General features: G+C 60.3%; 21 protein-coding genes. 11 read left to right on the top strand and 10 right to left on the bottom strand.

Features of this window, described 5'->3' with window-relative positions; translation table 11 throughout:
• Window positions 1-24: 24 nt before the first annotated feature.
• Window positions 25-1,599, bottom strand: coding sequence for a metallophosphoesterase family protein (locus RMO95_RS05050; RefSeq protein WP_310449503.1), 1,575 nt, complete (start codon window positions 1,597-1,599; stop codon window positions 25-27).
• Window positions 1,596-6,449, bottom strand: a complete 4,854-nt coding sequence (locus RMO95_RS05045; RefSeq protein ID WP_310449502.1) for a hypothetical protein — start codon at window positions 6,447-6,449, stop codon at window positions 1,596-1,598. The genes RMO95_RS05050 and RMO95_RS05045 overlap by 4 nt, the downstream gene beginning before the upstream one ends.
• Window positions 6,450-6,658: 209 nt before the next feature.
• Here RMO95_RS05045 and RMO95_RS05040 point away from each other — a divergent pair, with 209 nt between their 5' ends.
• Window positions 6,659-7,459 (top strand): methylmalonyl-CoA mutase family protein, encoded by an 801-nt coding sequence (locus RMO95_RS05040; RefSeq protein WP_310449501.1) that lies wholly within the window; start codon window positions 6,659-6,661, stop codon window positions 7,457-7,459.
• A 91-nt stretch (window positions 7,460-7,550) separates the two neighbouring features.
• Here RMO95_RS05040 and RMO95_RS05035 read toward each other — a convergent pair whose 3' ends face one another.
• From RMO95_RS05035 to RMO95_RS05015, 5 genes are all read right to left on the bottom strand, one after another.
• The gene (locus tag RMO95_RS05035; protein ID WP_310449500.1) at window positions 7,551-7,913 is read right to left on the bottom strand and encodes a PIN domain-containing protein; all 363 of its coding nucleotides are present in this window, start codon (window positions 7,911-7,913) and stop codon (window positions 7,551-7,553) included.
• The gene (locus RMO95_RS05030) at window positions 7,910-8,146 is read right to left on the bottom strand and encodes a hypothetical protein (RefSeq protein ID WP_310449499.1); all 237 of its coding nucleotides are present in this window, start codon (window positions 8,144-8,146) and stop codon (window positions 7,910-7,912) included. Before RMO95_RS05030 ends, RMO95_RS05035 begins: the two co-directional genes overlap by 4 nt.
• A 168-nt stretch (window positions 8,147-8,314) precedes the next feature.
• A complete protein-coding gene (locus tag RMO95_RS05025) occupies window positions 8,315-9,463 on the bottom strand; it encodes a sulfotransferase (protein WP_310449498.1) in 1,149 nt (382 codons plus the stop codon).
• A gap of 96 nt (window positions 9,464-9,559) precedes the next feature.
• A complete protein-coding gene (locus RMO95_RS05020; protein ID WP_310449497.1) occupies window positions 9,560-10,330 on the bottom strand; it encodes a Crp/Fnr family transcriptional regulator in 771 nt (256 codons plus the stop codon).
• Window positions 10,327-11,853: a DASS family sodium-coupled anion symporter gene (locus RMO95_RS05015; protein ID WP_310449496.1), complete on the bottom strand. Its 1,527-nt coding sequence runs from the start codon at window positions 11,851-11,853 to the stop codon at window positions 10,327-10,329. Before RMO95_RS05015 ends, RMO95_RS05020 begins: the two co-directional genes overlap by 4 nt.
• A gap of 226 nt (window positions 11,854-12,079) precedes the next feature.
• Between RMO95_RS05015 and RMO95_RS05010 the strand changes: the two genes are divergently transcribed.
• Both RMO95_RS05010 and RMO95_RS05005 read left to right on the top strand, forming a co-directional pair.
• Complete coding sequence (locus tag RMO95_RS05010; protein WP_310449495.1) at window positions 12,080-12,241, top strand: hypothetical protein; 162 nt, start codon at window positions 12,080-12,082, stop codon at window positions 12,239-12,241.
• On the top strand, window positions 12,205-12,687 hold the full coding sequence (locus tag RMO95_RS05005) for a DUF4143 domain-containing protein (protein WP_310449494.1): 483 nt from the start codon (window positions 12,205-12,207) through the stop codon (window positions 12,685-12,687). Before RMO95_RS05010 ends, RMO95_RS05005 begins: the two co-directional genes overlap by 37 nt.
• 36 nt (window positions 12,688-12,723) lie before the next feature.
• Here RMO95_RS05005 and RMO95_RS05000 read toward each other — a convergent pair whose 3' ends face one another.
• On the bottom strand, window positions 12,724-14,175 hold the full coding sequence (locus RMO95_RS05000) for a S8/S53 family peptidase (protein ID WP_310449493.1): 1,452 nt from the start codon (window positions 14,173-14,175) through the stop codon (window positions 12,724-12,726).
• Window positions 14,176-14,219: 44 nt separating this feature from the next.
• On the bottom strand, window positions 14,220-14,636 hold the full coding sequence (locus RMO95_RS04995; protein WP_310449492.1) for a hypothetical protein: 417 nt from the start codon (window positions 14,634-14,636) through the stop codon (window positions 14,220-14,222).
• Between the two features lie 391 nt (window positions 14,637-15,027).
• Here RMO95_RS04995 and RMO95_RS04990 point away from each other — a divergent pair, with 391 nt between their 5' ends.
• Together RMO95_RS04990 and RMO95_RS04985 are read left to right on the top strand one after the other, a co-directional pair.
• Window positions 15,028-17,307 carry a diguanylate cyclase gene (locus RMO95_RS04990; protein WP_310449491.1) on the top strand — a complete coding sequence of 760 codons (2,280 nt, stop codon included), beginning with the start codon at window positions 15,028-15,030 and terminating at the stop codon, window positions 17,305-17,307.
• Between the two features lie 140 nt (window positions 17,308-17,447).
• Window positions 17,448-18,299, top strand: coding sequence for a 3-hydroxybutyryl-CoA dehydrogenase (locus RMO95_RS04985; protein ID WP_310449490.1), 852 nt, complete (start codon window positions 17,448-17,450; stop codon window positions 18,297-18,299).
• A gap of 205 nt (window positions 18,300-18,504) precedes the next feature.
• Here the strand turns inward: RMO95_RS04985 and RMO95_RS04980 are convergent, their stop codons facing one another.
• Window positions 18,505-19,131, bottom strand: a complete 627-nt coding sequence (locus RMO95_RS04980) for a Crp/Fnr family transcriptional regulator (RefSeq protein WP_310449489.1) — start codon at window positions 19,129-19,131, stop codon at window positions 18,505-18,507.
• 174 nt (window positions 19,132-19,305) lie between these two features.
• Here RMO95_RS04980 and RMO95_RS04975 point away from each other — a divergent pair, with 174 nt between their 5' ends.
• The 6 genes from RMO95_RS04975 to RMO95_RS04950 all read left to right on the top strand — a co-directional run bounded on the left by RMO95_RS04975 (window position 19,306) and on the right by RMO95_RS04950 (window position 26,615).
• Window positions 19,306-21,276: an AMP-binding protein gene (locus RMO95_RS04975; protein ID WP_310449488.1), complete on the top strand. Its 1,971-nt coding sequence runs from the start codon at window positions 19,306-19,308 to the stop codon at window positions 21,274-21,276.
• A 121-nt stretch (window positions 21,277-21,397) separates the two neighbouring features.
• Window positions 21,398-22,183 carry an ABC transporter ATP-binding protein gene (locus tag RMO95_RS04970; RefSeq protein ID WP_310449487.1) on the top strand — a complete coding sequence of 262 codons (786 nt, stop codon included), beginning with the start codon at window positions 21,398-21,400 and terminating at the stop codon, window positions 22,181-22,183.
• A gap of 12 nt (window positions 22,184-22,195) precedes the next feature.
• Window positions 22,196-23,125, top strand: coding sequence for a branched-chain amino acid ABC transporter permease (locus RMO95_RS04965; RefSeq protein WP_310449486.1), 930 nt, complete (start codon window positions 22,196-22,198; stop codon window positions 23,123-23,125).
• A 103-nt stretch (window positions 23,126-23,228) separates the two neighbouring features.
• Entirely contained in the window at window positions 23,229-24,305 is a 1,077-nt protein-coding gene (locus RMO95_RS04960; RefSeq protein ID WP_310449485.1) for a branched-chain amino acid ABC transporter permease, read from the top strand.
• A 91-nt stretch (window positions 24,306-24,396) separates the two neighbouring features.
• The gene (locus tag RMO95_RS04955; RefSeq protein WP_310449484.1) at window positions 24,397-25,731 is read left to right on the top strand and encodes an ABC transporter substrate-binding protein; all 1,335 of its coding nucleotides are present in this window, start codon (window positions 24,397-24,399) and stop codon (window positions 25,729-25,731) included.
• A gap of 71 nt (window positions 25,732-25,802) precedes the next feature.
• Window positions 25,803-26,615, top strand: a complete 813-nt coding sequence (locus RMO95_RS04950; RefSeq protein WP_310449483.1) for an ABC transporter ATP-binding protein — start codon at window positions 25,803-25,805, stop codon at window positions 26,613-26,615.
• Window positions 26,616-26,655 lie beyond the last annotated feature (40 nt).

Raw genomic sequence — 26,655 nt, 5'->3', positions numbered from 1 at the left:
GTGGCACGGCGCTCACTCACTACTTCAAGCATCTATCCAGCAGTTTGTTACTGGATTAACCGCGAACCGACTAGTCTGTTTTGGTTCCCACTTTGAATTCTTGCCGAGATCTGCGGATTTTTCGAGTTTTGTGATCTCACATTTCAATTCATTGGTACCTAATCCGGATAGCCGTATGAAGCCAATTCCCGGAAGCGTCAGGCTACCATCTGTCTTTTTTTCGTCATGCGGTACTCCAATGACCGTCAGTCGGTTTCGGACAAAGAAATGGTCAGCGACATGTTCATGGCCACCTAATACAATTACGGCGTTGTCGAAATTGCAGATCTCCGCCACCAGTTGGTTCCATCGGTTCACGTTACCTTTTCCATTGTTCGGATCTTGCCCATGGATCAACACAATCACACAGACTGACTTCTCGATCTGCGCAGCTTTAAACGACGCGATAACCTTATTGGATATGTCTTTGAAATCATTTTCCGATACGAACGGTGGTGGCTCTTGCTGATCGCTACGTGAACGGACGACATGCATCTCCAACGGCAACTCAAGTACCGCGAAACCAAGATGTGCCCAATGGGTCAGCAGACGGTAGCCATCCTCTGGACTGGGTTCGGCCACCAAGCGAGTGAAGAACTCCCGAAATGGCGACAGCCCAAAGCGCCACAGTTCGGCTGTTACGGCGCCGTCTTCAACTACCCACGCATTCTTCTTCTTTGCTCCATCAGACGGTTGATGTGGAATGTGCTCCCCGGCGGTACTTGTTGCTGCGGAGTGGTCGGGAAGTTCGACCAAATTGAGTCGGCTTGAAAGTGCTAGCGGCCAGCATAAATCGTGGTTTCCGGGTGTCACCGAGAATGGACAGGACGTTTCGACGAATTTTGAATTCACAAGGTCCTGTGCGAATGAAGCTGCAGCTTGAAACTCGCTAGGATAGCCATGCTCAGTGACATCACCGGTCCAGAGTATGTAGTCCGCATGAAGGCCGGATCCCTTTATCCCATTTTCCATTCCGACTACATTTAGGTAGTCCGGTTGCACTGGGCCAAAATGGGTATCGGTAAGATGTAGAAATGTAACTTCGCCGTCGATTGTTGGCCTCCAATGCCTACCATGGCCAAGCGCCTCAGCAAGCATGAAATTCCAAACGTTGACGGTGTCCCCAGGAATCGCATCGGGTTCTTCGATGCTTCCAACGGATTTGATGAAATACTTTTGGATCGCTGCCGCATAAGGAATAAAGCCGAGTTTTGGCGCTGACGAGAGCTCCACTAATACACTTGTTGCCGTTACGCCATTTTCGGGCTCGTTGAAGTTATTACTAACCAAAGCGACTGCATATCGTTGGTCTACAATTATTCGGTAGGTCATCGGGGCTGACTTCTGCCACTCGCCTTCCAGCACCATATCCAGAACAACAAGGCATGCCCTTCTGGAGCGAAGAAGGTTGTGCGCCTCAGTGGGCGTTTTGGGGAGCAAGGGACGAATACTGTGGGAGCTATCGGGCTCCGCGGACAGTCTTTCGAAAAATTGTTTGTAGATGTCGTCTCGCTCTCTATCGTCATCCAAAATCAGGATTTCTACTTCTGGCTTGGTCATGTCTTCCCTCCTGAAATCCATCTAAACTCAATTTTGGTTACATACCAGTGCGTGTGCCCGACTTCCGGTGCAGTTCGACAAATTGTTGTTCTCAACGCCTTATGCACGGGGGCCATGTCTTCAGCATGGAGTTCGAAATCTCGGGGACGGACGCAGGCGTGTTTGCCATGGTTCCAGAATTCAACGGACACATTCCCAGTGGCTTCCGCCGAGAATAGGATCCATAATCTTGCCCGGAGCGCGCTGTCGACGCCACGGAAACCCTCGGGTGGCGATACTGATTCTATTGCCGAATATTCGAGCGCTTCCTTTGTCAATCGTTCGATTAGTCGTTGCAGTTCATCACCAATGAGAAGATATCTGGCTCCATCGGCTTGCGAGAAATCTTTGATCGCAGAATGAATTCGATAGCTATTCATTGCTGGACCGACTGTTGCCGATGCAACAAGTCTCGTAACTCTGTCTAAGAGCAGAGTAAGGCTATGCTCTGATGATCCCGGATCAAAACGAATCATTGCATTCTGGAATGCTGAGCGAGCCATTTCGATAAGTTGAGTGGCCTCCTTTACGCGGCGCTGATATCGTTCAACAGTCTCCACTCGGCTGAGCGTTAGGATTTGATCGATGCATGTTCTGTCAAGATTGCAAAGTGCGCGAAACAACTCGCCAGGCTCCGCATCAGATACGGCGTTTTCCTTGCCAAATCTGCTATTTCGACAAATTAGCATATGGGCGCTTTGCAGTGCGGACCGACACAGGCCCCAGCCAGCGAAATGATTGGAATCATTCTCGGCTTCTTTTAAGCGCTTCACGCAGTCGCCGTGGCTTGAACCAGCACCAAAGAATGTCACTGCAGAGTCGAATTGTTCCGGTAGCGTTTGTTCGCTAAGTGTCAGCAGACGGTAGTTCCATCGCAAGGTGTTGGCTTCGTTCGAGTCGCGAAACTCACGTTCTTGAAGACGGCTGATCACCATCTTGTCGAATCGCGAAATTCCATCATTGCTAGAAGCGCCGTCCTCCTCTGGATTCAGTACTGTCGCCATGATTGCTACGCGAGTTTCCGGATTCACCATTCGCGTCGTGGTCAGAACGGAGACAACTTCATCAAGCAACAGGCGTTTGGTAACGCCATCGAGATTGACTAGCGCTAGCGCGGCCAATTCCCGTTGTCGCGCGAATCGAGTCTTTAGGACCACTTCGTCTGCGGAGACCGGCGCTCCTTCCATTCTTGCGAGGTAACGCAACAGCTGACCTCCGCCGGCTTCCTTGGTGGCCAAGCTAAGTTCGTGCGAACAAAGAAGTAGGTAGCACGATACGACCTCCACTGCGGCGGAGATACCGTTATAGTCAGTTGATGTAGCGCTGGACGGCTCGGCCAACTGCCGTGCCAATCGCAATGGATAAAGTGGCGCAGCCTGAGTTCGAGCAATTTCGATTGCATAGGTGACGGCTTGGGCGCTATCTCGCAACCAAACGTGTTTCCAATCCACACTATCCGACGACCACCATGTGATAGGCGCCGCCGGGGCCGGAACAGATTTGCCGTCGGGTGTTATGAGGGACTGCTGACCTCCTTGAGGCTCGACTGGAGCAATAGTAGGGGCCGGTGCCTTCGGTGGAAGAAATCCAAATTTCTTGAACAAAGGAATTCTTAGTTCTATTGGCGTAATGCCCCTATCCTCCCATGTCTGTCCGGGATCGGAAAGTTGCCAGTTTGAAAAAACGTGTTCGACATAAACGCTACTTTCGCTTTGATAGCGCCGCGTGCGTTCCAGTAGCGCCGTCATTGCTTTCAGAGCGCCGCAAATTGGGCATGATCGCTCGTCGTCTAGCGACGGTACATCCATCCGCCAATAGCAATGGACTTCGGAGGTTTTCGTTTCCTTCGCAAGAGCAGGCGAGCTGGTCCTGTTCAGCAGGCCGAATCCAATGACATGCTCGATCCCAAGAGCTAGTAGCTGGCGGCGAGTATGTCGAAAGGTTCGATTGCCAACATAACCAATGTCGAGGAAGAATGCTGTGCCGCCAATTGCGCCATCGCATGTCGATATGTGCTCCGCAGTGAGTGGTGTAAGGCGCTTCAATCCATCTCCTATGTCTGGGAGAAAGTTGATTGGTACGACTTGCCAGTTGTCACCGAGGCGTAGCGCACCGTCTTGGTCATACAGCTTGAACAAGTGTCGAACCATGACAGCATTCAATCGTCCCGGTGGATAGACTAGCAGCGGCCGAATGATGCCAGATGAACGTTGTTTGAGTTCGTGTGAAAGCCACTCGTAGAATCCTTTGGCTGAATCAGCAAACATCTGCAGAGCACCGAGATGGTTAATTTCGACCAGTCCATGCCGACGATCAATGCTCCAGTGCCCCACCTTAAGAAGTTGATCTCGATGCCATTCGTGGTATGACTCAGCGGCGGATGGACGTTTGTGGTCATCGTCACCCCGGTCATCGATATTTCGTGCGAGTGGCTTTATAAGCAACGCATGGGTTTGAGCGCCATCGTTCCGCATCACAAACGGCCTGACAAAGGGAGTTCCGGGTTCGCGCTCCCATTGCAATTCGATTCTTGACGATGAGGAAGAAAGCGGGGGATTCCATTCAAGTGCCGAGTAGTAGAAGAATCCACCGGCGCCTCTGGATTGCTGAGGGGCCGACTCTACGAGAAAGCAAGCTACAACGGCCTCTGGAGTGCCTCGATATCTTGCCTCACGTTCGACGGTCGAGCCCGTGACCACGGAGCTGATGACGAAGAGATTCGGTGGTTTATCAGCGTTCGCTGGCCGTGCCATCCATCGGGATGCGTCAGCTAGATCTGGGCTGATCAGGTCGTCAATCGCGTGCGCTTGGCGGCAGGGAAATGCCGCCAGCACACGGCGCAATGCGCGACGGACAATTTTTGCCAATTCCCTGTTTTGGACAGCCAAAGGGTAGTCAAGATAAGTTGGCAAGCGTAGGTTTGCGGAAGTGCCACCATCGCCGCTCCATCGAACATCTCGCAGCAATAACGGAACCTTCAGGCCGCTCACGCGCCGCCAGAATGCCTGCGAATCGAAGTGGCGTAGCGTACCGATGACTCGTAGCACCAGGGATGGGGCGGGCTCAACTTGCTTGTCAAATCGGAGTCGTGAATTTTCTTCCTGGTTGAGGTAACACATACGGGCGATCAAATCCTCGGATAACACGAGGATCCCAGGTGGCCCCAGTTCATCAGCCTCTTTCGAACGAAATTCCGTTTCGGGCCTGAGATTTCCAAGGTGTTCGGCGAGCAGGATGGCCTGAGCACGGCTGAGGTCGCAGAAGGCCAAGGTTTTGGCTGATTGTCCGCCTGAACGCTGTTCAAGCCATCGGGTTACCAGCTCGTCAGTCAGGTTTTTTCTGAAATCTCGTGACATCCGGATAACCGCTACACTGCGCGCGCCGCGCAGATAGGCGTCAAATTTCTCGCCCACTGACCGTACCACCTTGCCACGCGGATCGCTGCGTTTTGCCAAGAGACTGGCTAGATCAAACACAGTCAGAGAGTTTGAATTGCCATATGCGCCGTCCAGAAATGCGTCTTGTGGTCGATACCAGGGGGGGCCGAAAACGCCTGGCATTAGCGGCACTAGCCACCCGTCGGTTGAAAGTTCCGAATTGGAGATTGCGATGGCGAAGTGAAAGAAAGTACCGGCCGGGGGAGTGCCCTCTGGCTCGACGGCAGTGAAATGCCTGTCCGATGGTCCGCCGTTGTAGTCTTCTGGCCGTGGATGGTGGCTGGCAGTCCAGGTTGGCGATACGAAGACGCGTGACCGATCCTTCTGGCTACTGAGTACAGTATTGACGTGAAACAATCCGGTCACGTTGCTTCTGGTTTGGGTGCCCGCAAATTGACCTCTTGGATGACGCGAAACTGGATGTCTAAAGGCCATGGAAAGCAATAGCTGAACACGGTCCTTTTGTTTCCGCAAGAACCGCTTTACCTGAGTCCGTAATTCTTCGTCTGATGCGGACTCGGCCCAGTCGTTAGCGTGGTGACAAAGTCCATGCCCAATGTCGCAAATGAAGAGCTCGACGTATCTGCCGCTGGTGATGCTCTGGATATGGTCAATCAGCGGGGATTGCTCTGTGTTCTCCGCGTCGGCATCCGGGGAATGATCGTTGTGACGTCGAACGCGGGCATATAGACATATGGGTCCAGAGACCAATTGGTGATACGCGTGCTCCGACGCGTTCAATATTATTTCGGTTGCTACTTGGCGCACACGAACAAGGGCACTATCGCGATAGAGGAATTGAGACTGTCTTCCGCTAAACAGTCTTGAATCCATCACCTTTACGGCCTTGTCGACAAAGCTGGCGATGACGCTTGTTTCTTGCCCTGAAGTGAGCAACATCGGAGGGCATACCGGCTCCTTCTCGTAAAGCAAGGCGCAGTCGACGGTTGCGCTGCTAATGCTAATTGCGTCTTCAAGCTGCGCAAGCTTGGATGCGTCGAACGAGGATGGGTATTGCTCGAGACTGCTGTCGTAATGAAAAATCGCGCTGGGACAAATTTCAATCATCGTGCGCAGAAACCCGTGGGCTGAAAGAAACAGTCGTGCGCGGATCTTGCTTAAGTCCTCTTTTCGAGTCGAGAATCTCCCGAGATAGACAACGAGCTGATGGCCTTTGGCAGGATCAATTGCGTTTGCCCATGCCCGCAAGTGGCATATCAGTGCCATCATCGGAATCGGATCAACCCATTCGCAGTTCGAAAAGTCGATTTCGATTGATTGCCCTGCATGCCGAATGCGTTCTTGAACGTCGATTCCGAATCTCTTTGAAAACCATCTATCTCTAAAATTGCTTGGAACCGAAATTTGAGTCACCACGTACCCTCCCCCATTTCTCATCAAACGGATCTGGCGCCGTTCTAGTTAAAAATTCCGGTATGGGATATGCGGGTGTCCCAATTCCGTTGAGCGCATGTTGTGGTTTTGTTGTGCAATGCTTCGGCCGACTAAGAAAAAACGCATACTGGGGATGGATGATTGTACTGCGCAAATCGCATGGACTACATGCACTGAATCACAACGGCATGGACCCCGAGTACTCGGTGATCGGCCGCGTCGCGCGGCGCATCTGGGCCGTGGCGATGAAGAACCGCTACGGAGCCAACGAGCGTTCGCAGAAATTGAAATACCACATCCAGACTTCCGGCCGCTCGCTGCACGCGCAGGAAATGGACTTCAACGACATCCGCACCACGCTGCAGGCACTGATCGCCATCTACGACAACTGCAACTCGCTGCACACAAACGCCTACGACGAAGCCATCACCACGCCGACCGAGGAATCCGTGCGCCGCGCCATGGCGATCCAGCTCATCATCAATCGCGAATGGGGTGTGGCCAAGAACGAGAACCCGAACCAGGGCGCCTTCATCATCGAGGAGCTGACCGACCTGGTGGAGGAGGCAGTATTGAAAGAATTCGAGGCCATCGCCTCAAGAGGCGGCGTGCTCGGCGCCATGGAAACCGGCTACCAGCGCGGCAAGATCCAGGAAGAGTCGATGCACTACGAGCACAAGAAGCACGACGGCTCCTACCCGATCATCGGCGTCAATACCTTCCTCAATCCCCACGGCTCGGGTGTCGCCAGCGAGATCGAACTGGCGCGTTCGACTGAGGACGAAAAGCAATCCCAACTCAAGCGCCTGGCGGATTTCCAGAAGCGCAATGCCGGCGAGGCGGAGGCTTGCCTGGCGAAGTTGCGTCAGGCCGTGATCGACAACGGCAACGTCTTTGCGGTGATGATGGACGCCGTGCGCCATTGCTCGCTGGGGCAGATTTCGAACGCGCTGTACCTGGTCGGCGGGCAGTACCGGCGCAGCATGTAAGAGTCGGCGCTTGCCGGCCCGCGAAGCGGAATCCCCGGCAGGCAGAGCCCGGCACGGCGGTCTTTACTCCGCCCATCGGCGGTGGCCGTAACTAATACGGCGTCAGGACAAAGTCGAACACGTCGGGCGGAAAATCCTTGGTATTGCGCGTCACCAGTTTCAGGCCGTGTTGCCGCGCCATTGCGGCCTGGATGGCATCGGGCAGCTTCCAACGGTGTTCGCGGCGCAGGCGTGCGGCGAGGTCAGCCGTGGCTCGATCCACCGACAGGCAGACAAAGGCGTCGAGCAAGCGGGCCGGCAGGGCGCGCCGGACTTCGTCGAAGCCGGTCAACACCTCGGCGCGCGTGATGGCCGAAATGGCCGCATCGCCGCGGTGCTCACGCAGGAAAGTCGTCGCCCCTTCGATGTTGTTGAAATGGTCGATGAGAATGACCGAGTCGAGCAGGTAAATCACCGCGCCCACTCGTCGCGGACAGCTTGCTGCCAATTGAGTCCGTCGCCGTGCTGCCAAATCCCGGCCGTGCCGGCGAGCAGGGCCTGGAAATCGTCGCCATTTTGCTGACGGGCTGAGCGCAGCGCCTGCACCGCCTGACGCACCACTTCGGTCATGGGAACATGCTGGAGGGCGGCTTGCTGGTCCAGCCAGCGCTTGTCCGACTCGTCCAGGCTGATTACGGTGCGAACCATAAGACATCCGATATCAAAATAGTTAATTAATGATATCAGTGATGGGCGAATTGTAAAGCGGAAAGCGCTCTTTTCGCGTCACAGTCTCGGGGCGCCCTGGAAGCTAAGTCTGCACTGCCAGCATGTAAAAGTCGGCGCTGGCGGGACGGCGAGCCGTCCCTGCCACCGCTATTTCTTGTTGTACTGCCGCTTGATGCTGAAGTGCTCCTTCCATTTCTTCCAGGCGCGGAAGCCGACGATGATTTCTTCGTCGGCGTGTCCGATGGGGAATTCGGGCGTGACATCCTTCTCCGACCAGATGCCTTTCTGCTTGCGCACCAGCCGCTGGTCGACCAGCCAGTCGCGGTAGCTTTCGAACACCAGGTGGCCATCCGGGCCGTCCAGTCGCGCGGCGCGGTAGCGCCCGTCCCATTCCCACCACAAGGCCTTGTCCTGCTCGGAAATGACGATTGGCTCGACGTCCAGATCGTAGCCGGCGTTGCGGTGGGTTTCGCCGGCCACCGTGGCGTAGATCTGCTGGTCGCGCAGGCTGAGCAAGTTTTTGTAGATGCCGACGTACTTGTCGGAAACCGCATGGCCCAGGGGGGCGTGGTCGCGCTGCTTGCCGCGCGCGACGCCGGTGGCCGTGCGGAAGAAGTCCAGCATTTCCGGCGCGAAGTCCTCGCCGATGAATTCGCAAACCTGCGTCAGAACCCGTATGGGTTCGCGCACCAGTTCTTCGTAGCCGACGTCGAACCAGGTCGAGGTGCCGCCGTAACGCTGCCGGAACGGCACGACGAAGGCGTTCGCCGCGTTCCAGGTGTAGGCGGCGCCATAGGCGTTGCCGGCGCCGAATGCCGATTCGATACTGGTGGCGCAGGCGTCGCGGCCATCGCGGGTGATAAAAATGAACTGGGCGTTGGGGAAGTTGTCGAGTATCTGCGGCACGAAATACAGATTGTTGGGCGTCTTCTGTCCCCAGCGCGGCTTGTTGCCGAATTCCTTCGCGTAGCGCAGATGCATGGCCGTGTAAATGCCGGCGAAGCTGCGTTCCGGCGCCAGGGCGAGGATTTCGTCGACGGCGGTGGCCGGATTCAGGCTCATGCCCCACAGCGGCTGATTGAGGCCGAACAGCATCTCGCCGGCCAGGGTGCGCAGGTTGGCTTCCACCGACAGATCGCCATAGGTGTGGCGCCAGGGATAGATGCGCGGGAACAGCCATCCTACTTCGGGCATGGACAGTCGCGGATGGCAGCCCAGCATCGCCATCAGCAGGGTGGTGCCGGACCGCTCGTAGCCGATCACGAAAATCGGCCGTTCCTTGAGTTCGATTGCCATGTCATTGCTCCACGTTGATGAACAGTGCGTGGATGCTAGCGCCGCGCTCGTCCTGCGTCTGTCTGCTGGACGACAGGCCCATCAAACGCGGCGGCGTCACTCGACGATCAGCTTCCTGATGCTGGCAGGATCGATCAGGGTAATGCGTTCTTCGGCGACCCGGATATAGCCACTGCGCTTGAAGTGATTCATATTGTCCGAGACGGACTGGCGAATGGCGCCGATCATGTTGGCCATCTCCTGATGCGTGAAGCGGTTGCGCAGGGTGATCGTTCCGTCCGGATTTTCGACGCCGTTGATCTGGGCCAGCTTGATCAGCAACTGGGCGAGGCGAGTACGCACGTCGCAGAAGACGAAGCTTGAAATGGCCTTGTGCGCCTGCCGCACCCGGTTGCCGAGGATGCGCATCACGCTCAGGGTCAGCGCCGGATTGCGCAGGACCAGGTTCTCGAAGTAGTGCTTGTCGGTAGCCAATACTTCGGTGTCTTCCACCGCTTCGGCGAAGACCTCGCGCTCGTCGCCGCCGAATATCTCCGCAATGCCGAAGAAGCTGTTGGGGGTGCAGAAGCGATAGATGATTTCCTTGCCGCAGGCGGACAGGTTGTAAATCTTGACCCGTCCGCTGACGACGAAATTCACCACCGCACCCACATCCCCCGGCGAATGAATAATGGTCGCGCGAGGATATTTCTTGCGGACGGCGTGACGTTCCAGCAGCGCTCTTTCGCTCTCGGGCAATTGCCCGATGAAATCGATTTCGTTCGTTGATGACGGTTTTTCCATGCCGGAGCCTTGCGCGGGGAAATCGTGGGAGAAAGTGATCCCACGATTGTAGTCCCGCGCCAGCGCTCCGCCCGCCAGCATCATTTGACCAGCGGCTCCCAGATCGGGAAGCCGTTGTAGGCATACCAGGGCGCCATGACGAACACGCTCCACAGGATCGCGGCGATGACGGTCGGCAGGCCGGCCTTGAAGTAGTCCCACATGCTGAAGGTCCCGGTACTGTAGGCGACGACGCCCGCCACCACCTGGGTCGGGATCAGGAAGGCGAAGGTATCCACGTTGGCGATCAGCAGCGTGAAGGCCACCGGGTTCATGTTGAGCAGGGGCGCCATTTCGAGCAGTACAGGAGCCAGCATCGCAACTGCGGCGATATTGCTCAGCATGCCAAGCCGAATGATTTGGGTGGCGGCCATCATGATCAGCAGCACCGCGATCCAGCCATGCCCTTCCACCAGAGGATGGATCAGCGTCGCCGCCTGCTTGGCGAGCCCGCTGGATCCCATGGCGGCGGACAGGGACAAGGCGCCGCACAGCAGGAGCCAGGTACCCCAGATGGTTTTGTTCTGGATCGTCGCCCACTTCAACGGAAACATGCCCGGAATGAAGAACACTCCCAGCGCGATCAGCGTCATCATTCCGGTCTTGATCTTGTGCAAGTCCTCCAGCGCCCACATGACGGCGGCAAAGGCGAAGATGGCGAGGATCACCCATTCGTTGCTGCGCATCTTGCCCAGATCGTCCTGTTCCTTGCGCACCCGCTCCAGGCCGCCGGGAACTCCCACGCCATTGCTGCGGAATGTCAAGTGGATGATCCCGTACATCAGCGGGAACAGACCGGCGATCGGCAAGTGCAGCCACAGCCACTGCATCCACGAAATGTGCACACCGAGCTGCTTGTCGAACAGTCCCACCATCAATACATTGGGCAGATGGGCGGTAAGGAAGAGAATGCCGCCCACCATGGTGGCATAGACGATGCACGCGATGGCGATGGCCTTCTTCGCGTTGTTCTCCGCCCGGCTGTCGCCGAACAGGCCGATCACGCCGTTGATGATCGGCAACATGGTCGCCGAACGCGCGTTGGCCGCCGGCACGACGAGGGACAGCGCCATGTTGGTGGTGAACAGCGCGACGATGATCTTGCCGACCCGCACCGCCTTCATCTTGTTGACCACGAAGAGGGCGATGCGCGTATCGAGCTTGGCTGCGCACAGGATGGCGGCGAAGATGAACGCGCCCAGAGTCATGAAGCTGACGTCGAGAACAAATCCACCGAAAGCTTCCGGGATTTTCGGCACTGCCTTCGTCACGACCAGCAGCATCGGGATCATCAAGCCGGTCACGCCGACCGGTATCGCTTCGGTCACCCAGACGATGCAGGCCCAGACAATCACGGCCAGCACGGCCTTGGCGGGATAGCCGGTGATGGCCGGGGCCAGATCCACGCCCCACAGGATCGCTGCCAGCGCCCCCCACGCGGCGACGTAACCGATGATCGTCTTGCGCGGCACCATGCCCTGCGCGCGGATATTGCCCAGAAAATAGCCAACGATGCCGCCGGATTCCGGCGGGTGGCCCGATACATGTGCTGCAAGCGGCGATGACATGACTAGCTCCCAATTAATGACCTGAATATCGTTATGGGTATCCTAGCCGCCTCGGCGACGATCCGCTGTCGTCTGGCGGACAGTGCATGAGGTTAGTGGGCGGTATCGGTGCATCACCGGCGAAAGTTGGCGCTGGCGCAGCGGTAGGCCCGTGGCGTGCTGCGCGATGGGATCAGTTGCCGCGTTGATCCTTGCATTCTGAGCGGCCATCGCTCAAATTGCAGCGATGATCGACCGACGCCCCCTGCTGGAAATCGACCTGCGGCTGCGCGGCGGATTTCCGCAAAGCTTTCTTGCGCCCGGCGAGACGGAGTCGCTGGCCTGGCGCTGGGCGGCCTGGCCCACACCACGGTGGGCCGCTATCTCGATCTGCTGGTCGACGCGCTGATGCTGCGCCGGCTCGAAACGTGGCACGCCAATGTCGGCAAGCGGCTGATCAAGTCGCCCAAGGTCTATGTCCGCGACAGCGGCTTGCTGCATGCGCTGCTGGGAATCGCCACGCTTGACCACCTGGCCGGACACCCGGTGGCCGGTTTGTCTTGGGAAGGCTTCATCGTCGAACAACGGATAGCCCGTCTGCCGCCGCTTGCCGTCCATGGCTTCTACCGCACGGCGGCGGGTGCCGAGATGGATCTGGTGGTCGAGCATGGCGGCCGGTGCACGGGATACGACATCAAGCTCGCGAATGCGCCGCGGCCGGCGCGCGGCTTCTGGAATGCCGGCGAGGATCTTGGGCTCGATTGCGCCTACGTGATTGCGCCGGTGCGCGAGGGCTATCCGCTGGCGGACAACGTCGAGGTTCTTTCGCCGCAGCAGGTGCTGATGACCGGCTAGGCGGCTTGCGTCGCGACGATGCCGGCCGCGGCAACCCTAGGCAGCCTGATCGAAGGGCGCACCCGCTTCGGCTTCATGATGCAGCGCCGCCGCGGGCGGCAGTGCGGCCAGGAGCAGCGCGTCGGCCTGGTAGAGCCCGCGTCCCCAGTTGGCCACGTCCCAGTTCGCGCCCGGGACGGCGGTCGCCTTGATCAGTTGCTTGAATGCCGCCGGCCAGCGCCAGTTGGGCGCGCCGTAAGCGGCTTCGAGTTCGCTGCGTCGCTTCGCCAGCCACATTGCAGCGACTCCTGCGCACAGGGCCGTGGCGTAGGAAGTGCCGCTGCCGTCGGCGGCAATGAAGGGCACCAGCGCGCCATCGCGCCTTTCGATGCTGGCGCGGCGGATGCCGTCGGCGGGGCCGCAGACGTCGACGAATTCACCGCGCGAGGCGTTGTCCCACGGCTTGAATGCATTGGGTCCAGCCGGGCTGACGCCGCCGAGGGTGAGCACGCGGTTGTAGCGGCCGGGGTAGGTGACCTCGCGGATGACATTGCCGGCCGCGGCGCAGACGATCACGCCGGCCTCATAGGCCCGGTCGATGGCGCGCGCGAGCGGCGACCAGGGAATGATGCCGCCCAGGCTCATGCTGATGACGCGGCAGTTCTGGGCGATCGCGTCGTCGATGGCCTCGACCATCAGCCGCTGCACGGCATCGATCAGGATCGAGTCGGTGACGCGGTAGGGAATCACGCAGGCGCCGGGCGCGGCACCGTAAAAGGGCGGGATGTCGTCGTCGGCAAGCTCGTAGAACCCGGCCAGGGTCGATAGGGTGCGCGTGCCGTGGCCGCCGTTGCCGCCCGTCAGGTTGTCGAAGGGGCCTGCTTCCTCGGGCGGGTTGTTGTTGGGCTGGTCGGGGCTGGGCAGGGGCAGGAAGTCGCTGAAGTAATTTTTTCCGAGATCGGGCCGCAGGTAATCGCTGACGCCGCCATGGAAGCCCAGCGCCGGATGCCGGGTGCAGCCGGTGTCGATATGGCCGATGCGGATGTCGGCCCAGGGGGTCTTGCCGGGGGTCAGGTCGAACAGGGCCCAGGCCTTGTCGATGCGGCTGATCGTGAGCTGCCAGTCGAGTTTGATGCTGCGGCCGTCGATCGTCGCGCTGTCGCCGATCACGCTCGGCATTGCCACGCCAGTGGCGCCGGCGTCGCGCAGGAAGCCGGTCTTGTTCGCACGCCGTTCGAGCCTAAACTGGAATTCGGTCAGCGGGATGCCGATCACCTGGGCGGCGCCGGCCCCGATGCAGATCTGCGCGGCGGATTTTCCGGGCACGCGACCGGCCAGCAGCTCTTCGCCGCCGCCGCTCAGGTAGCACCACTGGCCGTCGAGCCAGGAAAGCAGTTCGCCGCTGATCGGCCCTGCGGTGGCTTCGATGCGGGACTGGAGCGCGGCCGGCGTATCGTTCTTGCCCAGGCGCAGGATGAGGACTTCGGCGGTGATCGATTCGAATGGCATGATGGTCTCCTTGGCAGTTGCGGGTTCAACGATGTGGTGCGGCGTCATGCAATGCGGGTGATCGCTACCCGCAGCGGTCCGTCGGGCGGCGGCAGCGCGTGGTTGTTCCAGTACATGCCGGGCCAGTCGTTGGCGAACAGATTCAGCTCACGCCCAGGCAGCCCGGCGACCAAATCGGGCACGGGCCATTCGAGCTCGGCGCCGATGGCGAAGGCATTCCGGTCGTCGTTGCCTACGCAGCCGCAGAGGCTAAAAAATGAGGCGCCGGAAACGCGGTTCCAGTGCTGCAAGGACCAGAGCTTCCAGCCGTTGGCGTCAACCACGCGGCGCCAATCTTTCCACTTGCCGGAGGCTACAAACCGGTAGCGCTCACCGGGGGCTACCTCCAGACCGCTGGGGACGAACAGCGGGCGCGGGTCTACCGTCAGGGAATGGGTTGCTCCGATCTCAAGCCGGGTCATGCTTGTCCTCCTGAGCGGGTATTGCGCGTGGTACCGGATCGGGCGGCGGGCTGGCGGAGATTCGGCGCTGGTCCAACTGCCGCGATCAGAACGACGGAATATTGCGCCAACTTTCCGCGGCACGCAATATGGCATCGGCAAGTGACCGAGCGGTTCCGTGGCGGGCTTTGCCGCGCCGCGGCCGGAGCCAAGAGTTGGCAAGAGTTGGCGCTGGCGACACGGCGAGGCGCCGCGAACGGGCGTCCCCATGGGATGCGGCAACAATGCCCCTGTGCTTTATAGGGCAAAATGCCATATCTGCTCCCGGGATTCACCGGTCGGGGACTCATCGGGTGGAGCGGAATCCGGGCGGAGGCCGCATACGGTCCACCCATTCGCCAAGCGCTGACACATGAACTCGCTTCATCGCCAACACAAGCATTTCCTGATCCAGTGGCTGGTTCTGGCCGCGGCTCTGCTGCTGCTGGGGCTGGCGATCGGCTACGATCTTTATCAGGACCGCGGCCACGTCGAAAGGCGCGAGCAGGAAAGGTTGCTGGCCACGTCCCGCGTCATCCAGGAGAACGTCGAGCAGAATCTGGCCTCGATCAATCGGGTGCTGGCCGATCTGCGCAAGGAGGCGGCAGCGCCGGTGGGCGCTAAGTTCAATGAACGCCTGGTCACGCTGACCGAAGCCATGCCCAGCGTGCGCACCCTTCTGCTGCTGGACCGGGCGGGTACGGCCCGCGCCGCCAGCCGGCCGGAACTGGTCGGCAGCACCGCCGATTTCCACCATCGCGACTATTTCAGGACGCCGCAACAACATCCGAATCCCGACGTGCTGTTCATCTCGCCGCCATTTCGCACCGTACTCGGGGTATTCGCCATCACCGTCACCCGGATGGTGCCTGGCCCTCGCGGCGAATTCGCCGGCGTGATCACGGCCACGCTGGATCCGCAATACTTCGATCCGCTGCTCGATTCGGTGCGCTATGCGCCGGACATGGCGGTCTCCCTGCACCACGGCGACGGTGTGGTGTTCGCGCATGCCCCGCGGCAGCAGGGTGCCGTCATCGGCAAGGATCTGGACCAGCCCGGTTCCTTCTTCAGGCGCCACCGCGAGAGCGGGCAGGCGGCCAGCGTATTCGCCGGCACCGTGCTCGCCACGGGCCAGGAGCGCATGATCGCGCAGCGCAACGTGCAGCCGGCCGAGCTGAACATGGACAAGCCGCTGGGCGTGGCGGTGTCGCGCCTGCTCGACGATATCTACGCGCCCTGGCGCCATGACTTCCAGATCAAGGCCGCCTGGTTTGCCCTCGGTGCGCTGGTCATCGGCCTCGGGCTTTACGCCTACCAGCGGCGGCTGCGGCAGTTCGTCCTGCAGGAGGCAGCCGCGGCCGATGCCCTGGGAGCCAGCGAACGCTTCATGAAAATGGTGGCCGACAACATTCCGGGCATGGTCGGCTACTGGACCAGCGAGTTGCGCTGCGCCTTCGCCAACTGCGCCTATCTGGAATGGTTCGGCAAGACGGCGGAACAAATGCGCGGCATCCCCATCCAGGAGCTGATGGGCGAGGAACTGTTTCGCCAGAGCGAGCCCTATATCCGCGCTGCGTTGCGCGGCGAGAGGCAGGACTTCGAACGCACGCTGACCAAGGCCGACGGCAGCACGGGCTACACCTGGGCTCAGTATGTTCCCGACATCGAAGATGGCCGGGTCAAGGGGTTTTTCGTCCTGGTCTCGGACATCAGCCGCCTCAAGCGCGTGGAAATGAATCTGGTTGCCAGCGAAGCGAATCTGAAGGCGATCATCGAAACCGAGCCCGAATGCGTCAAGGTGCTGGCGCCCGACGGCACCTTGCTGCAGATGAATCGCGCCGGCCTGGACATGATCGAGGCCGACGCGGAAGAGCAGGTGATCGGCGCCAGGGTGGTCGACCTGGTGGTGCCCGAGCACAAGGACGCCTTCCAGACCCTGAACGAAAGAGTCGTGCGGGGTGAGACAGGGGCGCTGGAGTTCGAGATTGTCGGGCTCAAGGGGCGCCGCCGCTGGCTGGATACGCATGCGGTGCCGATGCGCGACGCCAGCGGCCGGATCACCGGCCTGCTCGGCGTCACCCGCGACATCACCGAGCACAAGAAGGCGCAGCAGGAACTGGAGCGCCTGTCCCAGATCGATGCGCTGACCGGGCTGTTCAACCGGCGGCATTTCATGATCCTGGCGGAGCAGGAACTGGCGCGCACGCTCCGGTATGGCGGCGCCTTGTCGGTGTTCATGATGGATATCGACCATTTCAAGGTGGTCAATGACACCTATGGACACCAGACCGGGGATCTGGTGCTGCAGAAACTGGGCAGCCTGTGCCGCGAAGCCCTGCGGGCATTCGACAGCGTTGGCCGCATCGGCGGCGAGGAATTCGCCGTGATCCTGCCGCAGACGGACGGCCCACGCGCCCTGGAAGTCGCCGAACGCCTGCGCCAGGCCGTTGCGCGCACCGAGGTGGTTCTGGAACACGGCCTGCCGGTTCACTTCACGCTGTCGATCGGCGTGACCACGCTGCTTGGCGGCAGCACCAACATCGACACCCTGCTCGGCCAGGCCGACGGCGCCCTGTACGAGGCCAAGCGCACCGGCCGCAACCGGGTTTGCGTGTACGGATCGGCGCTGGAAACTGCGGAAACTACGGTTTGAGTCTGGCTTCCCCGCTGCGATAATGTGCCATTGCCATCGAGCGGCGGACTGCGCGCCAGCCCGACGGAATGTCTTGCGCAAGGTCCACGCTTGAGCGGCGTGGCTTCGCGCTTTTTAATGAATCGGAAGGAGAAGCAGGGATGAGCATCAAGACAGTGGGCATCATCGGCGCCGGCACCATGGGCAATGGCATCGCACAGGCGTGCGCCGTTTCGGGCGTCAGCGCGGTGATGCTGGACATCAACGAGGCGGCGGTGCAAAAGGGCGTCGCGACGATTTCCGGCAGTCTCGACCGGCTGGTCAAGAAGGAAAAAATGAGCGCCGAGCAAAAGGCGGCGGCGATGGCGCGCATCAAGGCGACGACGCAGATGGCCGACATGCAGGGCGTCGATATCGTGATCGAGGCGGCGACCGAAAACGAGGGCCTGAAGCTCAGGATTCTCAAGGAAGCCGAGGCCGTGATCGGCGCCGACACCATCATCGCCAGCAACACCTCGTCGATTTCGATCACCCAGCTGGCCGCCGCGACGGGACGCGCCGACCGCTTCATCGGCATGCACTTCTTCAACCCGGTGCCGATGATGGCGCTGGTGGAACTGATCCGCGGCCTGCAGACTTCGGACGAAACGCATGCCAAGGTCGAGGCCCTGGCCAAGGCATTAGGCAAGACGCCGATCACGGTGAAGAACAATCCCGGCTTCGTGGTGAATCGCATCCTCTGTCCGATGATCAACGAGGCCATCTTCGTTTATGCCGAAGGACTGGCGTCGGCCGAGGAGATCGACGCCGGCATGAAGCTGGGCTGCAACCATCCGATCGGCCCCTTGGCCCTGGCCGACATGATCGGACTCGACACCATGCTGGCGGTGATGATGGTGTTCTACGAGGGCTTCAACGACTCCAAGTACCGTCCGGCGCCGCTGCTGAAGGAAATGGTCGCTGCGGGTTATCTCGGCCGCAAGACCGGCCGCGGGTTTTACACCTACGGCTGACAAGAGTTGGCGCTGGCGAAACGGCGGGTGGAGGGCGTGTAGGGCCGACTTCAGTCGGCCAGGGTGGATGGCGTTGTAGGGCCGACTTCAGTCGGCCAGGGGTGGATGGCGTTGTAGGGCCGACTTCAGTCGGCCAGGGGTGGATGGCGGACTGAAGTCCGCCCTACGTCCGCCCTACGTCCGCCCCACGTTCCGCCCGTTTTCGCTAGCCGCCGAAGCGGCGCAGGCCTTCCAGATCGAGCACGGTAATGCCGCCGTACTGCGTGGTCAAAAATCCGTCGTCCTCGAGTTGGCGCAAGGCCTTGTTCACGCGCTGGCGCGAGATTCCCGCGAGGTAGCCGATTTCTTCCTGCGAGATGGCGATGCGGGATTCGATGCCGGGTTGCAGCACCGGATGGAACAGCGCGGCCAGCGTGCGTGCGACGCGCGCATCGACGTCGAGCAGGCGTTCCGATTCGAGCAGGCCGATGAACAGGCCCAGGCGTTCGTTGATCTGGGTGACGATGAAACGGTTGAAGGGGATGCTGTTGTCCAGCAGCCAATGGAAGGTTTCGCGCCGCATGCAGGCGACGCGGGTATCGCGCAGGGCGATGACGTCATAGCGCCGAGGCTCGTCCTTGAGCATCGAGCCTTCGCCGAACCAGCCGCCGGCGGCGATGCCGGTGAAACTCGCGGTTTTTCCCGTGGCCCAGTCGCTGCACATCTTGGCGAGGCCGTCGATGACGCCGTGCCAGTGATCGGCGGGTTCGCCTTTATGACAGACATATCCGCCGGTCGGCACCTGGCGTTCGACGATTCCCTCGCGTGCCCGGCGATAGTCGTCATCCGACATTGACTGCGCCCAGCTTGTGCGGCGCAGCATGTCATCGAGCGAGATCGCGGATTTTGGGCAATTGTCAGGCACGCGACAATTATAGGCAGGAGAATGGCTTAGACTCAATTTCTGTAGCAGACAAGTCGCGGCACAAGCGAATCTGCATCGGTCGCGCTGGAGGAGAGAAAACGCATGACTGCATCCCAATCGGGGCGGGCTTCAGGCCCGCTCGATACGTTTCCCCGTCTATTGCTGAATCACGCGGCGACGCGCGGCGATCGTCCGGCGACGCGCGAGAAATATCTTGGCATCTGGCAAACCTGGAACTGGAGCCAGGTCGCCGAGGAAGTTCGCGCCATGGCCTGCGGCCTGGCGGAACTGGGCTTCAAGCGCGGCGATAACCTGGCCCTGATCGGCGACAACCGTCCGCGCCTGTACTGGGCGATGTGCGCGGCGCAGATGCTGGGCGGCGTCCCGGTGCCGATGTACCAGGACGCGGTCGCGGCGGAAATGGTTTTCGTGCTGACCGACGGCGAGATCCGCTTTGCCATCGTCGAAGACCAGGAGCAGGTCGACAAGCTGCTCGAAATCAAGGACCAGTGCCCGAGCCTGCAGCACATCCTCTACGACGATGCGCGCGGCATGCGCCACTACACCCAGACCTGGCTGCAGGGCCTGGATGAAGTGATGGCCATGGGACGCATTCATGACAAGAACCAGCCGGATTTCATTCCCGCGGAAGTGGCCAAGGGGCGTAGCGAAGATGTCGCCGTGATGCTCTACACCTCGGGCACCACGGGCAAGCCCAAGGGCGTCTGCCAGACCCATGAAACCTTCATCGCGGCGGCGACCAGCGGCGTCGATTTCGACCACCTCACCGACCATGAAGACATTCTTTCCTACCTGCCGATGGCCTGGGTCGGCGACCACCTGTTCTCCTATGCCCAGGCGCTGGTGGCCGGCTTCACCATCAACTGTCCCGAGTCCGGCGACACGGTGATGACCGACCTGCGCGAGATCGGGCCCACTTATTACTTTGCGCCGCCGCGCGTGTTCGAGAACCTGTTGACCACGGTGATGATCCGCATGGAGGATGCCGGCGCCACCAAGCGCGGCATGTTCCATTACTTCATGAGCGTGGCCAAGCGCTGCGGTTCGGATATCCTCGACGGCAAGCCCGGCGTCTCGACTGCCGACCGCCTGTTGTATGCGCTGGGCAATGTGCTGGTCTACGGTCCGTTGCGCAACGTGCTGGGCATGAGCCGCATTCGCGTCGCCTACACGGCCGGCGCCGCGATCGGCCCCGACCTGTTCCGCTTCTACCGTTCCATCGGCGTCAATCTGAAGCAGCTCTACGGGGCGACGGAAACCTGCGCCGCGGTCTGCCTGCAGCCGGATCGCGAGATCAAGTTCGACAGCGTCGGCAAGCCGGCGCCGGGCGTCGAGGTCAGGATCGCCGAGAGCGGAGAAGTGCTGGTGCGCGGCAAGCTGCTGCTCAAGGAATATTACAAGCGCCCCGATGCGACGGCCGAGGCGATCGACGCCGAAGGCTGGTTCCACACCGGCGACGCCGGCTTCTTCGACGAGGACGGCCACCTCAAGATCATCGACCGCGCCAAGGACGTCGGCAAGCTGGCGCACGGCGCGATCTTCGCGCCGAACTACATCGAGAACAAGCTCAAGTTCTTCCAGTACATCAAGGAAGCGGTCTGCTTCGGCCATGACCGTGACATGGTCTGCGCCTTCGTCAATATCGACATGGGCGCCGTCGGCAACTGGGCCGAACGGCGCGGCCTGCCCTATTCCGGCTATACCGATCTGGCCGGCAAGCCGGAGGTTCTGGAACTGATCCGGGAGTGCGTCGAGCAGGTCAATGCCGACCTGTCGCACGACGCGATGGTGGCCGAGACGCAGATCCATCGCTTCATGGTGCTGCACAAGGAACTCGATCCGGATGACGACGAGCTCACCCGCACCCGCAAGGTCAGGCGCGGCTTCGTTGCCGAGAAATATGGCGTGCTGATCGACGCCCTGTATTCCGGCAAAGCCACGCAGTTCATCGAAACCCAGGTCAAGTTCGAGGACGGCCGCACCGGCAAGGTGTCGGCCGACCTGGTGATCTGCGATGTCAAGACTTTCCCCGTGATGAAGAAGGCAGCCTGACCATGAACAGGACCTTTCCCCCAGCCCCCTTCCCCAGGAAGGGGGTGACCACGGTTCGCGGGCAATGCCCGCTCCATGAAGTTGACTCGCTGCCCCCTAGGGGCGGCCCGTCGGAGGCAGCATGAGCGGAAGAAAAATCGGCGAGGTGATTCTCGACCTCAAGAACATCAGTCTCAGTTTCGGCGGCGTCAAGGCGCTGCAGGACATTTCCTTCGATGTGCGCGAACATGAAATTCGCGCCATCATCGGCCCCAACGGCGCCGGCAAGAGCTCCATGCTGAACGTCATCAATGGCGTGTACCGACCGCAGGAGGGGGACATCATCCTGCGCGGCGTGCACCATGCCAATATGGACTCGTATGGCGCGGCCAAGGCCGGTCTGGCGCGCACCTTCCAGAACATCGCGCTGTTCAAGGGCATGTCGGTGCTCGACAACATCATGACCGGCCGCAACCTGAAAATGAAGGCCAACCTGCTGCAACAGGCCTTCTGGCTGGGCGCGGCGCAGCGCGAGGAACTCGAGCATCGGCTCAAGGTCGAGGAAATCATCGACTTCCTCGAAATCCAGCACATTCGCAAGACCCCGGTCGGCCGCCTGCCCTATGGCCTGCAAAAGCGCGTGGACCTGGCGCGCGCCCTGGCCATGGAACCGCAGATCCTGCTGCTCGACGAACCCATGGCCGGCATGAACGTCGAGGAAAAGCAGGACATGTGCCGCTTCATCCTCGACGTCAATGACCAGTTCGGCACCACGGTGGTGCTGATCGAGCACGACATGGGCGTGGTCATGGACATTTCAGACCGCGTCGTGGTGCTCGATTACGGCAAGAAGATCGGTGACGGCACGCCCGACGAAGTGCGCGCCAATCCTGACGTCATCAGCGCCTATCTCGGCGCCAGCCACTGAGGAACCTGAACCATGGCTTTTTTTCTGGAAACCCTGCTCGGCGGACTGATGAGCGGCATGCTTTACTCCCTGGTGGCGCTGGGTTTCGTGTTGATCTTCAAGGCCTCCGGCGTGTTCAATTTCGCCCAGGGTGCGATGGTTCTTTTCGCCGCCCTGTCGATGGCACGCTTTTCCGAGTGGATACCGGAGTGGCTGGGCATGGACAACCTGTTCCTGGCCAACGTGCTGGCCTTCGCCATATCCATCGCGGTGATGTTTGTGGTGGCCTGGCTGGTCGAGCGCCTGGTGTTGCGCCACCTGGTCAATCAGGAAGGAGCGACGCTGCTGATGGCCACGCTGGGCATAGGCTACTTTCTTGATGGCGTTGGCCAGACCATCTTCGGCAGCGACATCTACAAGATCGACGTCGGCATGCCGAAGGAACCGGTGATGATGCTGGAGAGCGTCTTCGAAGGCGGCATCCTGATCAACAAGGAGGATTTCGTTGCCGCCTTCATTTCGGCGCTGCTGGTGGTGGCACTGAGCATCTTCTTTCAGAAGACATCCACCGGGCGTGCGTTGCGCGCCGTGGCCGACGATCACCAGGCAGCCCAGTCGATCGGCATTCCGCTGAACCGGATCTGGGTCATCGTCTGGTGTGTCGCCGGCATCACGGCGCTGGTGGCGGGCGTGATCTGGGGTTCGAAACTGGGTGCACAGTTTTCCTTGTCGACCGTGGCGCTGCGCGCCTTGCCCGTAGTGATCCTGGGCGGCCTGACTTCGGTTCCCGGCGCGATCATCGGCGGCCTGATCATCGGCGTCGGCGAAAAGCTGTCCGAAGTCTATCTGGGGCCTTATGTCGGCGGCGGCATCGAGATCTGGTTTGCCTACATGCTGGCGCTGGTGTTCCTCCTGTTCAGGCCGCAAGGTCTGTTCGGGGAGAAAATCATTGATCGGGTATGAACATGTTCAATGATTTTTCAGTGCAGGCTAACGTGCGTAGCACGTTAAGCGTAGCGGCCGGAACTAGAAAAAATTCGATCGCGTTTGATACGAGGGATTAGGAATGTTCTATAGAGAAAACGGTCAGTTCAAGACCTCGTACAAGTCGGATCAGCAGATATTTCCGATTCCGCAGGACCGCTGGGCGATTCTTGCCATCATCGCCATCGCCTTCTTCGCGATTCCCCTCATGGTCGATGAGTACCTGTTTCGCGCCATCCTGATTCCCTTCCTGATCCTGTCGCTGGCCGCGCTCGGCGTGAACATCCTGGTCGGCTATTGTGGGCAGATCACTCTCGGGGCTGGCGCCTTCATGGCAGTCGGCGCCTACGCGGCCTACAACTTCCTGATTCGCGTCAGCGGCATGCCGGCGCTGGGGGCCATCCTGCTGGGCGGCTTCACGGCCGCGGCGGTCGGCATCGTGTTCGGCATCCCCAGCCTGCGCGTGCGCGGCCTTTACCTCGCGGTGGCGACGCTGGCGGCCCAATTCTTCTGGGACTGGGCCTTCCTGCGCGTCAAATGGTTCACCAACGACGCATCGTCGGGCTCCGTATCGGTGGCCGACATCGACGTTTTCGGCTGGATCGTCAATACGCCGACCGACAAGTATCTTTTCTGCCTCGGCATCCTGGTGATCTTCAGCCTCATGGCAAAGAACCTGGTGCGCGGCAGCATCGGCCGGCAGTGGATGGCGATTCGCGACATGGACGTTGCCGCCACGGTGATCGGCATTCGCCCCTTGTACGCCAAGCTCACCGCCTTCGCCGTCAGTTCGTTTTATCTCGGGGTAGCCGGCGCCCTTTGGGGCATGATCAACCTCGGCTCCTGGGAGCCTGCAGCATTTTCGATCGACCGTTCCTTCCAGCTATTGTTCATGGTCATCATCGGCGGCCTGGGGGCGATCGCAGGCAGTTTTTTCGGCGCCGCGTTCATCGTGATCCTGCCGATTTTCCTCAATCAGATGCTGCCCCTGGTCGGGGGGGTGTTCGGGCTGGAGGTTTCAATCGCGCTGGTATCGCACGTCGAGATCATGGTTTTCGGCGCACTCATTGTTTTCTTCCTGATCGTCGAGCCCCACGGCATCGCACGCCTGTGGTCTACGGGCAGGGAGAAATTGCGTTTGTGGCCGTTCCCGCACTAATGGGTCAGGGGCGCGGACGGCGTAGTATTGTCCGACGCGCAGATCGGGTTTATTGCACGCGTAACACTAAATCATCCTAAGAGGAGAAAACATGAAACTACGCAAACTGGTTGTCGCCGCTTCAGTCGCAGCGATCGGCTTTTCCGCTGCGCTCACTGCGCCTGCGGCCTATGCGGCCGAAGAGCAGTTCTTTCCGGTGCTGGCCTACCGTACCGGCGCCTACGCCCCCAACGGCGCACCCTGGGCCAACGGCTTTGTCGACTACATGAAGCTGACCAACGCCCGTGGCGGTGTCAACGGCGTAAAAATGATCTGGGAGGAATGCGAAACCGGCTACGCCACCGACCGCGGCGTCGAATGCTATGAGCGACTGAAGGGCAAGCATGGTGGCGCCACGGCAGTGCAGCCGCTGTCCACCGGCATCACTTTTGCCCTTACGGAAAAAGCCCCGGTCGACAAGATCCCGGTGATCACCGCCGGCTACGGCCGCAGCGAGTCGCAGAACGGCGCCGTGTTCGGCTGGAACTTCCCGCTGGTGGGCACTTACTGGTCCGGCGCCGACGTGCTGGTGCAGCACATCGCCAAGAAGGAAGGCGGCTTCGACAAGCTGAAGGGCAAGAAGATCACGCTGGTCTACCACGACAGCCCCTATGGCAAGGAGCCGATTGCTTTGCTGCAGGAACGCGCCAAGATGCACGGCTACATTCTTTCCCTGCTGCCGGTAGCTCACCCCGGCGTAGAGCAGAAGGCCACCTGGTTGCAGATCCGCCAGAACAAGCCCGACTACGTCTTCCTCTGGGGCTGGGGCGTGATGAACTCGACGGCGATCAAGGAAGCGCAGGCCACAGGCTATCCGCGCGAGAAGATGTACGGCGTCTGGTGGTCGGGTGCGGAACCCGATGTCAAGGACGTCGGCGACGGCGCCAAGGGCTACAACGCGCTGGCCATGCAACATGGCGCAGAACCGAATGCCAAGGTGGTCAAGGAAGTTCTCGAGAAGTTGCACGCCAAGGGCCAGGGCACCGGTCCCAAGGAGGAAGTCGGCCAGGTGCTCTACATGCGCGGCCTGATATCGGCGATGGTCCAGACCGAAGCAGTACGCGTGGCACAGGGGCGCTATGGCAAGGGCAAGCACATCACCGGCGAACAGATGCGCTGGGGCCTGGAGAACATCAACCTCGACCAGAAGGGGCTGGATGCCCTGGGCTTCGCCGGCGTGATGCGCCCGGTGCATACCACTTGCATCGACCACATGGGATCGGGATTTGCGCGCGTTCACACCTGGGACGGCAAGAAGTGGAACTTCTCTTCCGACTGGTACGAGGCGGACCAGAAGGTGCTGCGCCCGATGGTGATGCTGGCCTCCGGCAAGTATGCGGAAGAAAAGAAGATCACGCCGCGCACTCCGGAAGACTGCAAGAAGTGACATAAAGGCTTGCCGGGCGGGGCTCGTCGAGTCCCGCCCGGATTTTCAGCCCGCATCAATCGAAAGAGCACATGACTACTGCCAACATCCTTCTCAACGTCAATAGCATCGAGGTGATCTACAACCACGTCATCCTGGTGCTCAAGGGCGTCTCACTTTCGGTGCCGCAAGGCAGTATCGTGGCGCTGCTGGGCGGCAACGGCGCCGGCAAGACGACGACGCTACGCGCCGTCAGCAACCTGCTGCACGGCGAGCGCGGCGAGGTGACCAAGGGTTCGATCGAGTGTCGTGGCGAGCGCATCGAGGCGCTGACGCCCTCCGATCTGGTCAAGCGCGGCGTGGTCCAGGTCATGGAAGGCCGCCATTGTTTCGGCCACCTGACCATCGAAGAAAACCTGATGACCGGCAGCTACACCCGTAACGATGGCCGGGCTGCCGTGGCGCAGACCCTGGAAAAGGTCTACAACTATTTCCCGCGGCTGAAGACGCGGCGCACCAGTCAGGCTGCCTATACCTCGGGTGGCGAACAGCAGATGTGCGCCATCGGACGCGCGTTGATGGCCAATCCGACCATGGTGCTGCTCGACGAGCCCTCGATGGGCCTGGCGCCGCAAATCGTCGACGAGGTATTCGGCATCGTCAAGGACCTCAACCAGCGGGAAAAGGTCACCTTTCTCCTGGCCGAACAGAACACCAACATGGCCTTGCGCTATGCGGACTTCGGCTACATCCTCGAAAACGGCCGCGTGGTCATGGAGGGTGCGGCCAAGGATCTGGCCAACAACGAGGACGTCAAGGAGTTTTACCTCGGCATCTCGTCGGGGGAGCGCAAGAGCTTCCGCGAGACCAAGCATTACCGCCGCCGCAAACGCTGGCTCGCTTGACGGCGCTGAATCACGCTGCGCGCTGCGGCGTTGCTCAAGG

Origin of the sequence: Sulfuritalea sp. (genome assembly GCF_031426875.1) — a bacterium.
Taxonomy (GTDB): Bacteria; Pseudomonadota; Gammaproteobacteria; order Burkholderiales; family Rhodocyclaceae; genus Sulfuritalea.
This window is presented reverse-complemented; position numbering and strand designations above follow the sequence as displayed.